The sequence below is a fragment of the Fibrobacter sp. UWR2 genome (assembly GCF_002210285.1).
Taxonomy (GTDB): domain Bacteria; phylum Fibrobacterota; class Fibrobacteria; order Fibrobacterales; family Fibrobacteraceae; genus Fibrobacter.
Genome location: NZ_MWQE01000001.1, coordinates 610974 through 625569 on the forward strand (window position 1 = coordinate 610974; position 14596 = coordinate 625569).

General features: G+C 55.3%; 11 protein-coding genes. 5 read left to right on the top strand and 6 right to left on the bottom strand.

Annotation, left to right across the window (positions count from 1 at the left end; genetic code table 11):
- Nucleotides 1–108 precede the first annotated feature (108 nt).
- Genes B7994_RS02435 through B7994_RS02450 form a run of 4 tightly spaced genes read left to right on the top strand, consistent with a single transcriptional unit; the run spans nucleotide 109 to nucleotide 5622 of the window.
- Complete coding sequence (locus B7994_RS02435) at nucleotides 109–1539, top strand: hypothetical protein (protein ID WP_144063714.1); 1431 nt, start codon at nucleotides 109–111, stop codon at nucleotides 1537–1539.
- A complete protein-coding gene (locus tag B7994_RS02440; RefSeq protein ID WP_088636872.1) occupies nucleotides 1536–2777 on the top strand; it encodes a hypothetical protein in 1242 nt (413 codons plus the stop codon). Before B7994_RS02435 ends, B7994_RS02440 begins: the two co-directional genes overlap by 4 nt.
- Nucleotides 2778–2799: 22 nt before the next feature.
- Nucleotides 2800–3978, top strand: coding sequence for a DUF4912 domain-containing protein (locus B7994_RS02445; protein ID WP_088636873.1), 1179 nt, complete (start codon nucleotides 2800–2802; stop codon nucleotides 3976–3978).
- A 27-nt stretch (nucleotides 3979–4005) separates the two neighbouring features.
- Nucleotides 4006–5622, top strand: a complete 1617-nt coding sequence (locus B7994_RS02450) for a glycoside hydrolase family 57 protein (RefSeq protein WP_088636874.1) — start codon at nucleotides 4006–4008, stop codon at nucleotides 5620–5622.
- Here the strand turns inward: B7994_RS02450 and B7994_RS02455 are convergent.
- The 4 genes from B7994_RS02455 to rpiB all read right to left on the bottom strand — a co-directional run bounded on the left by B7994_RS02455 (nucleotide 5619) and on the right by rpiB (nucleotide 10211).
- On the bottom strand, nucleotides 5619–7337 hold the full coding sequence (locus tag B7994_RS02455; RefSeq protein WP_088636875.1) for a hypothetical protein: 1719 nt from the start codon (nucleotides 7335–7337) through the stop codon (nucleotides 5619–5621). The two genes, B7994_RS02450 and B7994_RS02455, sit on opposite strands and share 4 nt — an antisense overlap.
- On the bottom strand, nucleotides 7330–9165 hold the full coding sequence (locus B7994_RS02460; RefSeq protein ID WP_088636876.1) for a UbiD family decarboxylase: 1836 nt from the start codon (nucleotides 9163–9165) through the stop codon (nucleotides 7330–7332). Before B7994_RS02460 ends, B7994_RS02455 begins: the two co-directional genes overlap by 8 nt.
- Nucleotides 9166–9183: 18 nt before the next feature.
- Nucleotides 9184–9678, bottom strand: coding sequence for a hypothetical protein (locus tag B7994_RS02465; protein ID WP_144063715.1), 495 nt, complete (start codon nucleotides 9676–9678; stop codon nucleotides 9184–9186).
- Nucleotides 9679–9773: 95 nt separating this feature from the next.
- Nucleotides 9774–10211: a ribose 5-phosphate isomerase B gene (rpiB, locus tag B7994_RS02470; RefSeq protein ID WP_088636878.1), complete on the bottom strand. Its 438-nt coding sequence runs from the start codon at nucleotides 10209–10211 to the stop codon at nucleotides 9774–9776.
- Nucleotides 10212–10347: 136 nt separating this feature from the next.
- On the opposite strand from rpiB, the gene B7994_RS02475 reads away from it, so the two are divergent.
- Entirely contained in the window at nucleotides 10348–11361 is a 1014-nt protein-coding gene (locus B7994_RS02475) for a hypothetical protein (RefSeq protein ID WP_088636879.1), read from the top strand.
- 33 nt (nucleotides 11362–11394) lie between these two features.
- Here B7994_RS02475 and B7994_RS02480 read toward each other — a convergent pair whose 3' ends face one another.
- Entirely contained in the window at nucleotides 11395–13845 is a 2451-nt protein-coding gene (locus B7994_RS02480; protein ID WP_088636880.1) for an InlB B-repeat-containing protein, read from the bottom strand.
- Between the two features lie 127 nt (nucleotides 13846–13972).
- Complete coding sequence (locus B7994_RS02485) at nucleotides 13973–14590, bottom strand: ABC-type transport auxiliary lipoprotein family protein (RefSeq protein WP_088636881.1); 618 nt, start codon at nucleotides 14588–14590, stop codon at nucleotides 13973–13975.
- Between the last annotated feature and the right edge of the window lie 6 nt (nucleotides 14591–14596).

Consider the following 14596-nt stretch of genomic DNA (forward strand, 5'->3'; position numbering starts at 1 on the left):
CTTGATTTTTCGGCGGTAAATATAGAAAACTTGACTCCCGATTCCTAATTCCGAAAGCCTATTTTTCTATATTATGTGCGGATTTTTAGACTAGATTTGGAGAATCGAGTGAAAAAGAGAAACACAGCGTTTTTGATTTTATTGGGGTTGTTTGCCGCCTTGCTTTCGGCGTGCCTGTTCGATTCCGATGATTCTGCCCTCAGCAGTTGGCTCTCGGATCAGGGCTTGCCTGATAGTTACGATGTCCAGACTCTTACCGTTGAAGGACTTGAGCCCGAGAATGCAAAGGCCTTTGTCGGGAGAACGGAATTCTACGCATCGGAAGCTGCCGTTTTCGGTACCCAGGCCGGCCTGACCCACGATATCGTTATCGATTTTGACGTGCTGGTCAAGGATTCTGCTTTCCTTGATTCTCTTGCCAATGCGGATTCCGCGGCAGGCCATGTCGCCTTGTTTATTGACAAGGATTTCTATACCTCGAAATATTTCCCCAAGGATTCTCTTCCGTACGAGGAAACTCTCCAGCTGGAAGTGGAATGGATTCTCGAGAAGGGCAAAAAGAAATCCTTCTTCGACAGTGTCCTCAAGATACCTGACAGTACCTGGCGTCTGGAACTCCAGGATTGGGAAACGGAAAATTCTGCAGATACGACCTATGACTTGACGGTAAGCAAGAAGGATACGGTCTTGAAGTTGCCGATGCCTCTCGACCTGATTGAGGATATCAAGAGTGCGGGCAAGATTTTCCGACTGCAGTTGCGCATCTCCGCACCTGAATCGAAGCGACTCTATCGCGTGCTTGGCCCGAAGACTCTCTCTATCCCCACGTTCTATGTGAGGGCTTCTTCGGATACGACCTACAAGCCGTTTTCTTCGTTCCGTATGAGCGAGGTCGTTACGTTCAACGATACTTGCGACGATTGCCTGCTCCTGCACGGCGGCGTTCTCGATTCTATTGTGGTGGAATACCCGACAGACAAGATTATGGATGCTCTGTCCGATCTGTACGGCGATGAATTCCCGTTTGACGAAGGAAACGGAGTCGATGTGCGCCAGGCGGTGGTGCTTGCGCAGCTTATGCTTCCGCGTGACGATTCCGAGGGTATCAGCGAACTGGGACTGCCTATCCAGGTTGTGGTCGCCTCGTATGTCGATAGCCTGGGTACGGAAATCCGCAAGATGGAAGAGTACAAGCCGAACCGTACGAAGATTCCTGAAACGGGCCACCCAAACATGGTGTTCTATGATGGGGATTCGCTTGCGCTGCAGGTGACCTTCGGCGTTCGCGACCTTATCAACCAGGCGAAGGACGGCCGTAACCTGAAGATTATGGTGCGCCTCGGCCGCCCGGTGCTGCAGGCGACGGACCCGGTTTATCAGGACTATACGGTCAAGGACAGTGTGTCGGGTAAGATAGATACGTCTTATGTGTTCCTCCCGAATCATTTTGACTATGCCCGTTACGATTTTGGCACATCGTTCAGCCAGCCTGCGACATTAAAACTCTGGCTTGCAACCAAGCGCGGAGGTAAGAAATGAAAAAGTTTTTAGGTCTTGTTCTTTGTTGTGCAATTTGTGCGTCGGCATCCATGATTGGCATTGACGCTCTTGGCGAGGAGCAGATTGCTGGTGGAACTGCCAGTGCTGCCGGCCGCGGCTTTGCTGGTGGAGCCAAGACGGGCGAGGCGGAAGGCTTTGTTGCGACGAACCCGGCCCGCATCGCGTTCGATACGAAGGTGGTGTTCAACCTGAACTTCCTGTTGGACCTGAACACAATCGAGTCCCATGGCGATGACTACTTCACGAAGAACATCTCGATGCCTTCGTTTAACCTCTCGTTCCCGATGGGCGATTTCGGTGCGCTTGGCGTTTCGCTGTGGCAGCACTATTCCTCGTCTATCCGCGAAAGCGTCTCGGATTCCGTGACCAATGCGGATGCGCAGATTGAATACAGGGGCAGCGTGTACGAGATTGTCCCGACCTATGCGATAAGGCTCCCGTATTTCCGTAATGTGTCTCTCGGCGCCTCGATGCATGTCGTGATGGGTTCCCTGGTCCGCAGCCTCACGCTTGGCCCGAACAAGGAATCCGTGGCCGAAGAAGATCTCTGGGCTACGAACAACGCTGAAATTACGGATTATGTGGAGGGCTCCTGGGAAATCGAGCACCACCCGGCATACTATACTGGTTCCGTGCAGTATCGCGGTCGCCAGTCCTCGTTCTACTTCTCGTACACGACTGGGTATACGCTCTTGAACAAACTGGAATACAATTTCCGCTTCTCGGAAACCGACACGCTTGTCCCGAACAAGGTTGACCGCCTCATCGAGGTACCGGCCCTGTTTGCGACGGGTGTCAACTACCGCCTTGCCAAACGCCACAATGTGATGATGGATTTGCAGTGGCGCAACTGGGACGAAGATGTCGAAAATATCGCCCGCAGCTATAACATGAGGGCCTATACCAAGACGCAGGACGACTTTGTCGCGTCTGTCGGTTACCAGCGTGACGGAAGTTCCCTTTACTACGACCCGTTCTGGGATAGGGTCACGTACCGTGCGGGCGCCTGGTTCAAGAACTGGTATGTCGCCGATGTCTATGAGGTGGGCGGTTCCGTTGGTGCCGGGTTCCCGCTGGGCAGGAAGGGTATCTCGCTGGATCTCGCTATCCAGGGCGGTAAGCGCTTCTCGGAGTCCGACGGGAACTGGGACGAGGTGTTCCTGGGTATCCGTCTCGGCTTGATGGGCATAGGCAACTGGGGTCAGACCCGCAAATAGGTTTTATTGCAGGAGGCTAGAAATGGCTACTAAGAAAACACAGAAGACGAAGGCCACCAAGAAGGTGGAGAAGGCCGTCAAGGAAACGACCTCCAAGATAAAGACCGCGGTGAAGTCCGTTGCGAAGGAGGCAGAGAAGGTCGTGTCCAAGGTTGCGACCAAGACCGCCACTGCAAAGACTGCCGCAAAGGCAGCTGTGAAGACCGCCGCAAAGAAGACTACGGCTGCGGCAAAGACTGCGGTAAAGGCCGCCACGAAGCCGGCGACTAAGGCTCCGGCGAAGAGTGCTGCGAAGTCTGCTCCGAAGGCGTCGGAACAGACCGACGTGAAGGTGAAGGCTGATGCCCGTAAGGTGGCCAAAAAGGTGGCTTCTGTGAAGGCTGCCGCAAAGCCTGTGACGAAGACCGCCAGCATGGCGCAGACTTTCGACCCGGAATACCTCGTGCTCATGCAGAAGGATCCGAACTGGATGCAGGCCTTCTGGGAAGTTTCCGAAGACCGTATCAAGCGTGCCAAGAAGGGCAAGGGCAAACTAGTGCTTCGCCTGTTCGATATTTCGGGTGACCTTACCGTGAAGCGCAGCAAGAAGCGCAAGTTCCACGACGTGGTGGTGCCTGCCGATGCCCGCAGCTGGTATGTGGAAAACAAGGCGACCGACAATACGGTGGCCGTACTCGGCTTTGCCGAGGGCAAGAACTTTATGCCTCTTGTCGAATCCGTTCCTGTGCAGTCCTATTCTCCGGAGGGTTCTTCGGTGAATGTCGACGACGTATTCGTGAAGGCTTCGCTTGGCGGTGCCACACTCGGCGGTTTCGGCAGTTCGGGCCTTTCGAGCATGTCCGCGAAGACCTGGCTCGAACAGATGGCGAATGGACTTTCTAGTTCTTCGGGTTCCATGTTCTCGGGTGCACTCTCGAGTGCCGCCCTCAAGAGCAACAAGCTCGAACTCCCGAAGGATTCCGTGAACTACGGCAAGGATTTCTTCCTGTGGGTCAAGACCCGTTTGATCGTTTATGGCGGAACGCGCCCCGACGCCCACTTGCAGGTGCGCGGCGAGCCGTTCCCGCTGAATCCGGATGGCACGTTCAGTTTCGAAGAAGACCTGCCGGATTCCACTAAGATTATTCCGGTGTTTGCGACCGACAAGGACGGAGATTTCCCGACGACGATTGTCCCCATCGTTGTGAAGCGCACGGAGTAATCTTCCACTGATTCTGGACAACTGAACGTGGCTGCCCCCGGAAAGATTCACCTGCTGCTTCACGCACACCTCCCGTTCGTGCGCGAGCCCGAATATGACCGTTTCCTAGAAGAGAACTGGTTCTTCGAGGCTATGGCGGAAACCTACCTGCCGATAGTGCAGATGCTTTCGCGCCTGGAGGAGAAGGGAGTTCCGGGGACGCTCAACCTGAGTGTCTCCTCTGCGCTGATTGCGATGCTGACGGATGCATCGCTCCTGGGGAAGTTTACGCTCCACCTACATAAGGTGAAAGACCTCATCGAGAAGGAAAAGGTGCTCCTTGCAGGTGACCCGGAACGCCTTCCTGTAGTGGAGTTCTATTCCCATAGGCAGGATGCCCTGATTGATTTCTGGGAACGCATCTGCTGCTGCGAGATTGTACCCTCCCTCAAGAGGCTTTCGGATTGCGGCAAGCTGACGCTTCTCACCTGCGTGGGAACGCACCCGTTCTTGCCGGCATACCAGGCGGACCTCGATGCGATTCGCCTGCAGCTGGGCGTGACTGTGCGTGCTTTTGAAGAAGCCTTCGGGTGGAAACCCAAGGGCCTGTGGTTGCCGGAATGTGGCTACTTCGAAGGGCTTGATTCCATTCTCGCCGAATTCGGTTTCGAGTATTTCTTTCTCGAGACCCATGGCGTGCTTTTGGCAAAGCCCGCTCCCAAATACGGAGTATTTGCGCCAATAAAGACCCCTGCGGGGCTTTATTGCATGGGTCGCGAGCAGGGCAGTTCCATGGAAGTATGGAGCCGCAAGACTGGCTACCCGGGGCACCCTGAGTACCGCGAGTTCTTCAAGGATATCGCACACGAACGGCAGCCCGAATACCTGGGCGGCTATTTCATGGCGGGCAATACTCCTATCGAGACGGGCCTCAAGTATTACCGTATTACGGGTAGCGAAGACAAGCAGGTTTACCGCCCGTGGAACGCGCTTCGCCTTGCCGAAGACCACGCGAGGCTCTTTATTGCGAACCGCGAGGCGACTGTTACTGAACTACTCCCGAAGATGGATGGCAACAAGGTCTCCATTCTGTGCCCTTACGATGCGGAACTTTTTGGTCACTGGTGGTTCGAGGGACCCTCGTTCATCGAGAAGATGTTTGAACGTGCCGCAAGCTCGAATGTCGTGGAGATGGCCTCGCTGGAATCTACGATGCATTCCTCTTGTGACCCCGAAGTCCATTGCCCGGTGTTCTCCTCGTGGGGCGAAGGCGGCTTTGGCGAAGTCTGGATGAACGACGAGGTGAGCTGGGCCTATCCGCTGTTCTTCCGCATGCGCGGCATGATGGAAGATTTCCGCCGCGCACTCGTTGCCTGCGAGAAGAAGGGCAAGACCGCCCAGACCAAACTCTTCCGCAGGTTCTACGCGCAGATGGCCCGAGAACTATTGCTGTTCCAGGCATCGGACTGGGCGTTCATGATTCACAACAAGTCCGCGGCCGACTACGCGAAGGCCCGCCAGAACGGGCATTACCGTAACGTATGTGCCCTTTATGCCGCAGGAATTTCGGGCCTAGTGATGGGCCGCAAGAAGCCCGACACGTCGCTGCTGAATAAACTCGAGAACCAGGATAACATATTCCCCTGGATTGGCGAGTTGCTTTAGTACACAATTAGGAACTTCTGCATCTTTCCACTAGAACCGGCACGGAAACGGTATACGCCCGGTGCCATCTTTGTACGCACACGGTCGGCGTCGATGCAGTGCGTTGTCTTAGTGTAGGGCTCGCGCAAGACTAGGTCGCCGCGGCCGTTTCGAATCTCGATAAACTTCCTGGATTCCGGGAGCGGCGTAAAGCAGAGGTTGCTGGTGCCACGCCAGGGAATGGGATAGGCGCGCAGTGTGGAATCCTGTACGATTTCGGGGATGCGCCTTGGATTGTCGAACCGACTGAACACCCACATGATAGAATCGGCATAGAAGGCGTCGGTATTTATGGAATCCAGCGAACTGGTGTTGGCAATGTCGCGGATGTCGGTCCTGTCGCCCTTGAATACGAGCGCAGTCGCCTTGCCTTTGTAGCTGTCGACGATCGGTGATCCGCCTGCATAGAAACTGAATGCGAACAAGGTCGTATCCGGTTCGAACCGTTCGACGGTTTCGTCGCCGATGCGGTGACGGCGACGGTATTCCGCCATACTCATCGGCTCGGGTGCAGGCCATCGAGGCTGGTCGTTCCATAACCAGAGGCTGCTGTCGACGGTGTTGGCCTTTTCGCCCGAAAGCGCGAGTTTTGTCGCAAAGTCGTGGAAAATGGAATCGACGGAAAGGTTCCGCTTTTCAAGAATTTTTTTCAGGTTGCCGTTAAATGACGATTTGGGATTTTTCGCAAACAGTTCCCAAATTTCCTTGTCGAAATGCTGGTCCACATGCTTGTACAGGTACAGATAGAGCACGCTGATGCTGTATTCGTCTGAAATTTCGTCAAGGGGAATAGCCGTGCTCCTTATGAAGTCCGGGACGTATAGGAAATAGTCATCGATATCGGGAGCGCCGATTTCTTCGTTTGCGGTGGCGGAAGCCTCGACCCAGTAGCCTCCGTACAGATACACGTCCGCGTAGCGCAACTGTATCGCATGGAACATTTCATGGAATGCTGTTACGCGTATGGCGTTTGCCCAGTTCTCGCTGTAGGAGTATCCGTGGGCGTGGTTGTACAGGGTCTCGGTAGAGAGGGGATATGTACAGCTTTTTTCACCCTTGTCCATGGAGGCTGTCTGCGTGGGGAACTGGGTAATGAACATGAAGTCGTTGTCGATGATGATGGCCGACTTGTTGTGGTCTGCAGTGTCGGGGTAGGAGACACCGTAGCAGCCATTGCAGCGTGTTGCCCCGAGAACGCTTTGGGGGTCGCGCAAGAAGTTTATTTCGGCGACTTCGATAGGGTATAGCCCTTTCTTGACGGGCATTTGGTAATGATTTGTGGTGTCGATTCCTTGCGGGGTGCGCATGCCCATGGTTTTCGTATGGAAATAGAAGGCATCTTCGAGCGAGGACGCAAGTGAATCAATGAATTCGGGGATTGTGGCGTGCGGGCCTTCGCCGAGTGTGTAGAAAATCTGGAAGTGCTCGGTTTCGCGTGTGTAGACGGAATCGTAATATTCGTGAGCGTCGCAGTTGGCTACGGATTTCGCGAAAGTCTGTGCTGGCAATACGCGAGCAGCAGAGCCGCCGGCTGCCTTTTGTTTCTGATTCTGTAGCCTGTTCTGGATGGCAAATGCCGTTCCGCACTTGTGTGCCTGTGCCGGAACGATGCCTGCGACGAGGGTCGTGGTTGCGAATGCCAGAACCGCAATTAGGGCCGGGATCTGCCTACGCACTTTCGAGGACCTCCCTGGCTTTCTGGATAACGTTGTCCGATACTTCGAGTACTTTCTGGTGGCGCGGCTTTATGCGGGCGTCAATAACAATTGGCGCCTGGATGGCCCAGTGCTTGTCTACGAAGTGCGCATCGATGCCGTAGGCATCCTGTGCAGGGTCGGAACGCGTGAACGTGAGCCACAAGAAGTCGTCGAGATTCTTTTGCGCATCGCCTTTACCGATGGAGGAGGTGTCGTCGACGACACTTACCCACGGGTAGCTTTCGCGGAATTCCCAGTTCTTGAAGGATTCGAGCAGCGGCGCAATGTCGGCGGGTGCCGGCGCCTTGCCGCTGGCACTCCATTGCACGACGAGAACACCCTTCATGGCGATTTTTGGGTTTGCAAAACCGGCGGGCAGCGCGAGGCTTGCAAGGTCGGCTGGCTCGTTGCGCAGTTCGCGACGCTTGGGGCCCGCTGCCGCCATCACGAGTTTGGAACCGTGATTGAGGCTTGTGCCGGTGTAGTCCAGCGTATCGATGGTTGTTGATGTCTGGAAATGTAGGTCGCGTGCGAAGTCGATGCGCTCCAGTACGTGTGCGAAGAATGCGGGCACGTCGCGGGCATCCAGTGACCCGCTGTCGTCTTCCTTCGCGGCCAGCATCAGGTACTTGGAAAGCGAAACCTGGTTGAAACCGAGCAATGCGTTTGCCGTCTTTAAAAGTTCCATCGGTTCGCGGTCTTCGGGCCTTGCATAAGGCACGAACCGTTCGCTTGCGACGGCGAGGCAGAGCGGGTGAACGCCCGCTGCATCGACCGCGTGAACCGCATGTACGCCCGGAATCGATACGGGCACCATCGGCCTTGTAATCTCGTGAATGAAATCTCCGAAGATAGTGTCTTCTTTTGGCGGGCGCCCTACAGATGTGAACGGGTAGATGGCGTCTTTTTTGCAGAGCACCTTCTTTACGCGCATGTAGGGGAAGGGGTGCTTACCGGAGTAATACCCCACGTGGTCGCCGAAAGGGCCTTCTGGTTTCAGGTCTGGTGCCATCTCGCCTAAAATACAAAATTCGGCATCGCTGGAGACAAGGTAACCGTCGTGCTCGAAATAGCGGAATCGGCGCCCGCCGAGCATGCCCGCGAACGTCAGTTCAGACAAAGTTTCGGGCATGGGCATCACCGCCGCTACGGTATGGGCGGGCGGCCCGCCGATAAACACGCTCACCTTGAGCGGGCGGCCTTCTTCGATTGCCTTCTGGTGGTGGCGCGCGATGTCGCGCTTTATCTGGTAATGCAGCCCGCATTCGTCTGCGGCATAGTCGTTGCCGGAAATCTGCACGCGGTACATGCCCAGGTTGGTCTGCAGTATGCCTGCGCATTCACCCGGGCGCGATGCCACCTGCGGGAGCGTTACGAAAGCGCCGCCATCTTCGGGCCAGCCTACAATCTGCGGCAAATCGGCAAGTGTGCATTCCTCGAAGTCGCGAATGCTGCCGGAACGCCTTGGTAACGAATTGATACCGACGGCGGCAGCGCGGCACAGGGTTGCTATGTCCGCCTGCTTGAAGAATTCTACCGGGTTCGACTTGAACTGCACTGCTGTGCGCGTGCCTGCGAGCGTGTCGCGGAACAGGAATTCCATGCGTTCGCGCGTGCCGAATATGTTGCATGCGGCTTGGAACCTGCATCCTTTTACCTTCTCGAACAGGAGAGCGGGGCCCTTGCTGTCGAATGCCTGCCTCGCAATTTCGGCCATCTGCAGGTACGGGTCTACTTCTTCGTGGACGCGTTTAAGCATCCCCGCTTTTTCCAGATCCAGCAGGGCCTGTCTCAAGTTCTTGTACATGGGAAATTCCCGTTGTCGCTAGCCGGCGGTGGCTCCGATGTCGAGCGCGTCGAAAGACTGCGTCTTCTTGCGGGATTCTACGGCGAGGTACACGTCGCGGGCGGCCTTGCGGGCGAATATCCCGTATACGAGGTTCGCCTTCGAGACGACTTCCGCGAAGACCTCTTCGGGAATGGTCGTGAACCCCTGGAAGGAGAGCTCGTCATAGCAGGCGGTCATGTGACCTTCGGTAGTAAAGCTGTGCTTAGCAGTAAAGCCGCGGAAGGGACCTTGCCCGAGGCGCACGGTTACCTGGTTGTCGTTGACCGCACTGATGACCCCGGTCCAGTTGATGGCCTTGAATCCGCACTGGATATGGTAGCGGATTGTGGCTCCCGGAGCGAGTTCCTTGGGGAATGTATAGTGGATGATGGGCTCTTTGCCGATGGTCAGGTTCAGGGGCGCGTATTGAAGCGTTTCCAAAACGTTAGGAAGCGAAAATTCTTGCCAAGAAGTCTGACTAAACTGTACCATACATCAAGTAATTTAGCAAAAAAAATGCGAAATAGGTGCAAAAAGTTGTGATTTAGGGAAAAATCCCGCCGGAGCGGGATTGCTTGCATTTTAGGTTATGCAGGTTCGAACATGTCGATGCGCTTCTTGTGCTTGCCGCCCATGAATTCTGTTTCGAGGAACTTCGTGGCGAACACTTCGCACTGCGCATAGGCGATGATGCGTGCACCCATGCAGAGCACGTTGGCGTCGTTGTGGAGGCGGGTGAATTCGCAGGAGGTGAGGTCGCCTACGACGGCGGCGCGGATGCCTTTGTGCTTGTTTGCCGCCATGCTCATGCCGATGCCCGTGCCGCAGATGAGGATTCCGCAGTCGGCTTCCTTGCTCGTGACCTTGTTGCAGACCCTGTCGGCAAAAATCGGGTAGTCGCAGGATTCCGTGGAGTCGGTGCCCATGTCTAGGACCTTGTAGCCCTTGCCTTCCAGAAACTTGACGAGTTTTTCCTTGTATTCGAAAGCGGCGTGGTCACAACCGATGGCAATCGTCTTGAACATCTTTGGTTCCTTGTTTTGATAGTGGAACAGGGCTTAAACCCCGTTATCCCATAATATAGTTAATTCATCGGGCGGTATCCGGTTTTTTGCGGGGTTGCGCGGGGGATAAATCTATATTTGCAGAGGAGGAAAATCTATGTCCGTGAAATACCTTTTTGTCTTGACGAGTTCCCCGAAGGATTTCTACTGCGAGCAGACGCTCGTGGCAATTGCTTCTTTGCGTGTGCACAATCCGGGAGCGTTCGTCACCGTCTTGACGGATGACAAGACGGCGGCTACCCTGACGGGTAACCGTGCTGCGCTCAAGAGCGCAGTCGACGAACTGAAGGTTGTTTCCATCGACGACAAGTTCACGCCGATGCAGCGCTCGCGCTTCTTGAAGACGTCGATGCGCAACATGGTGGACGGGGACTTCCTCTTTATCGATTCCGACACGGCGATCGTGGGCGACCTCTCCATTCCCGAGGAATGGCGTGGCGGCATCTATGCGGTGCTCGACTTCCACACGAACCTCTCGAAGGCCATCAACCGCGGTACGGTTCTGAACAACGCGAAGCGCATGGGATTCTCGCCAATCCTGAACGACGAACTGTTCAACTCGGGCGTCATATTCGTGGCGGACACTCCCGAGATGCATAAGTTTTTTGAAAAGTGGCACGAACTCTGGCTTACCTGCGTGTCGAAGGGTTTCAACTTCGACATGGCATCCTTTGCGGAAACCGACTTTACCTTTGGCTACATCATCAAGAAGATGCCTGGCGAATGGAACTGCCAACTGGCGTACGGCAAAAAATACTTGCCGCAGGGGAAGGTTCTCCACTTCTTCGGGTCGCGCATTATCGATACGTGCGGGCGCAAGGTGCCTGCAAGCATGGACGTGTTCCTGCCGAAGATTCTGCGCCGCAGTTTCTACACCGACCTGAAGGAAATTCCTGTGCAGGTGAATGTCGACAAGAGCATCCACATCAACGAGTACTACGACGACGTGATTGCGCATGCGAAGGAGGCCTTCCTGTACCAGACGAAGCATGCCGGTGTATTCGGCGCGGACGTCATCCGCAGTTACGCCTTTGCAAGGTCGCTCGCCTTCCTGTATAAAAAAATGCAGTTCCTGCTGTTGCCAGTGGAACTGCTGAGTAAACTCCTGTAATCGGGCGGGGACGGCAATGCGCCGGCTTTTCTGCTATCTGATATTCACCTTCACGGACTGGTTGTCGGCGCGCACCAGGTATATTCCCGGCCTTGCGATATCCAGCAGGAGGCTAGCTCCTGCAGCGGTAGCCTTGCGTACGAGGCGACCCTGCATGTCGAACACGCTCAGCACCTTGCCTGCAGAGACTCCATTGATTTCGAGTGTCCTTCCGTGTGCGGTTGCGCTGAATTTCGCGCCGAGAGCGACAGTTGCACTCCTGATGGCATCCGAGTCTTCTTCCCAGTAGGGGAACAAGGCGAGAGGTTCGTTTTTCTCGTACTTCGCGCCGAGTTCGTATTCAAGCTCTCCGCCATCGGTCGTGGACCAACCCGTCTGCTTGTAGCCTTCGCGGGAGTAGGTCTTCTTGCTCAGGTTCATCTCGAAGTCGTGCTCTTTCAGGTCGGGCGCGACGATGCCTATGCCGTAGCGGCCAGCCATGTAGGTAATCTCGTACGTGACGAGTTCCCATTTGGCATACAGCGTGATATCGCCGGTAGAGCCCCTTGTAATCTGGGTTGCCCTGTCGGTGAACTTCTTGTCGTAGAACCAGCCGTTAAATGTATAGCCTTCCCAGACGGGATCGCCAAGCGCGATGGTCGCGGTCTCGGTGGTATAGGTCTCCGGATTGTCCTTGCTGTTCTTGCCTTCGCCGATTTCGTAGGTAATCTTGTATTCGACAGGTTTCCATCGGGCGGTAAGCGAGAGGTCGCTCTTGACGACTTCGTCAAAATCGTATTCCTTTTCGCCGTTCATCCAGCCTGTGAACGAGTAGCCGGCGGCTTCGGGGTCTTCGGGTTTTTCTGCCTTGCCGTCTTCTTTTACGAACGCGACGGTGTACCCGCCTATGCCAGCATCGAACGTGACGGTGTAGGTTACTTCTTCGCGCCAGAGGGCATAGAACGTTGTGCTCTCGGTGGCCTTGCCCAGTGTTTCCAGAGGTTCTTCGGCATCTTTTTCTGCGGCCCAGCCGACAAAGTAGAACGTGGTCTCGTCGACCCCGTAGGTTGTACCGATGCGGATTCCTTCCATGTTGATGTCGGAACCTTCGGCGACAATCTTTGTCGTGGTTTTACCTGTAGTTGCGCCTTCGGTGTCGACGAATGCTCCGCCGTTTGCGTCGAAGGTTATGGTGAACATGTTTTTCCATACGGCATAGATGGTTGTCGCCTTTGTGACTGTCCCGAGGTCTTCTGCCGGGGCCTTCGCGTCAGCTGTGAGTGCCCAGCCAGCGAATATGGTATCACCGCGCGTGGGCCTGGTGATTTCGGCGGCAGAAATCTTTTCGCCGGCTTCGAGCAGGAGGGCTGTCTTTGCGCTTTTGGAGAACACGCCCTTGTTCGCGTCGAAATTTACCGTGTAGACGATGTTCCCGTTATCGTTCACCGAGACTCTGTTAAGCGAGAGGTGCGTGGCTCCTATGCTCCAGACGCCGTCGGGGCAGGATCCGTCCTTGCCATTGTTGAGTGCGCATACGACATCGCTGGTGTTGAGGTCCTTTGCGCTCTTTGCGCTGCCGTTGAGTTCGACTGTTGTGTCTTTTGAGATGAGGCCGACTCCTCTCTTTGCGATATCGGAACCGAAATACGATTGCGATACGGTTGCCGAGCCCTTTTCGAGGTAACCTAGAATACCTCCGATGGCGCCGTCGCCATTATTGACGATGCTGTTCCCGTCGTAGGCGTTCGTTTCGATTGTGGCGTTGCCGCGGGTAGCGCCAACGATTCCGCCTGCGTACGATTCGTTGCCGCTTACATAGAGGCTGACCGTGCTCAGGTTGTTCTTGACAGTACCGCCCTTCATGTTGCCGACAATACCGCCCACGACGTTCCCAATGCCGCTGGTCTGGATTGTGCCTGTAGCGAAACAGCCTTCGATGGTGCCGGAAGTCTGCCAGGCGACAATGCTGCCGACGGTAATCGGCTGGTCCTTGCCCAGAATATCGCCTGCGTTCGTGGAGGCGGTGATGTCTGCGTTTTCGAGAATCAGGTTCTTGACGGTTCCCCCACCGAGGACTGCGATAAAGGCGACGTTCTGTGCGTTACAGGTGGCCTTGTCCTTTTCGCAGAAGGGGTTCTCGATTTCGCCAATCTTGGCGGCATCGATGTACAGGTCCGAAATGGAGTGTCCGTTACCGTCGAATATGCCGCCGAACTGCGTTTCGCCCTTGCCGGCCGCGATGGGCACGAACAGCTTGTGCCTCATGTTCATGGGGGCGGCCAGTTTTGCATTGAGCTTGACTGTACCCTTTGTATGGTTTACGGAATCCGCGAACCAGGCGAGGTTGGCTTCGTTCTTGATGAGGTAGAAGGTATTCTTGTCGATGGTCGTGGTGTCGGGTTTTTCCTTGGACTTGCCGTCCCAACCGGCCATGGAGTAGCTGATTCCCGCTGTCAAAAGCAGGACCGCTAGTTTTTTTGTTATGGAAATTGCGCTTTTCTGCATAAGTATATCTCCACAAAAAAGGAATTTGTATAAAAGATATATCTATATGCCGGAACGGGCAATCTTTGGACCTATTACAAAGTGGAATAGGCCTTCGTTTTTTTGAGTAGAATCACAGATAAAGGCGCTATTGCGCGGATGGGGCGGCCTGCGTTGCCTGCGAAATGGCGGCGACGGCCTCTTCCATGTACTTGCCGAGGAGCTTCGAGATGGCCTCTGCCACAAGGCGGGGCTCGCGACTGCTTACGGACTGCCTTTCGTCAAAACGCTTTTCCCAGAGGGGGGCGTCAGCATCGGGTTTCTGGAGCGTGAGCTTGATGGAAAGGCGTGCGTACTGCGAGGAGCCTTCGTCGATTTCCTCGATGGCATCGATGTGCCCGAGGAGTTCGAGTTCGGGCTTGCCCGAGGCGCGGGTATCGACCGCCTGGAAAATTCCGCTCTTCTCGAGGTATTCGGCGGCGACCTGCGCTACCATCTGCTCGGGGCGGCTTGCCCAAAGGTCCAGGTCGTAGAACATGAAGTCGTAGGCGGATTCGCGGTAGACGATGTTGTTGCGCTGGTAGGCGTTCTCGATGGTGAACTTGCGCACCTGCAGGCGGCCGCTGGCATTGCCTGCACTCGGCATGTCGATGTTTTCGACGGCGAGCGTGTAGTAGCGGGTGGGTTCACTCGTGCTCCCGCCGAAGCATGCGGTAAGGGTCATGGCGGCGAGGACAGTTAAAAATGCAAGTGTAAACTTCTTCATGCTCTC

What these genes read in the sequence shown, in the direction of transcription:
- B7994_RS02440 (WP_088636872.1), top strand. Translation starts at nt 1,536, where the DNA reads ATGAAAAAGTTTTTAGGTCTTGTTCTTTGTTGTGCAATTTGTGCGTCG.
- B7994_RS02445 (WP_088636873.1), top strand. Translation starts at nt 2,800, where the DNA reads ATGGCTACTAAGAAAACACAGAAGACGAAGGCCACCAAGAAGGTGGAG.
- B7994_RS02460 (WP_088636876.1), bottom strand. Translation starts at nt 9,165, where the DNA reads ATGTACAAGAACTTGAGACAGGCCCTGCTGGATCTGGAAAAAGCGGGG.
- B7994_RS02465 (WP_144063715.1), bottom strand. Translation starts at nt 9,678, where the DNA reads ATGGTACAGTTTAGTCAGACTTCTTGGCAAGAATTTTCGCTTCCTAAC.
- rpiB (WP_088636878.1), bottom strand. Translation starts at nt 10,211, where the DNA reads ATGTTCAAGACGATTGCCATCGGTTGTGACCACGCCGCTTTCGAATAC.
- B7994_RS02475 (WP_088636879.1), top strand. Translation starts at nt 10,348, where the DNA reads ATGTCCGTGAAATACCTTTTTGTCTTGACGAGTTCCCCGAAGGATTTC.
- B7994_RS02480 (WP_088636880.1), bottom strand. Translation starts at nt 13,845, where the DNA reads ATGCAGAAAAGCGCAATTTCCATAACAAAAAAACTAGCGGTCCTGCTT.
- B7994_RS02485 (WP_088636881.1), bottom strand. Translation starts at nt 14,590, where the DNA reads ATGAAGAAGTTTACACTTGCATTTTTAACTGTCCTCGCCGCCATGACC.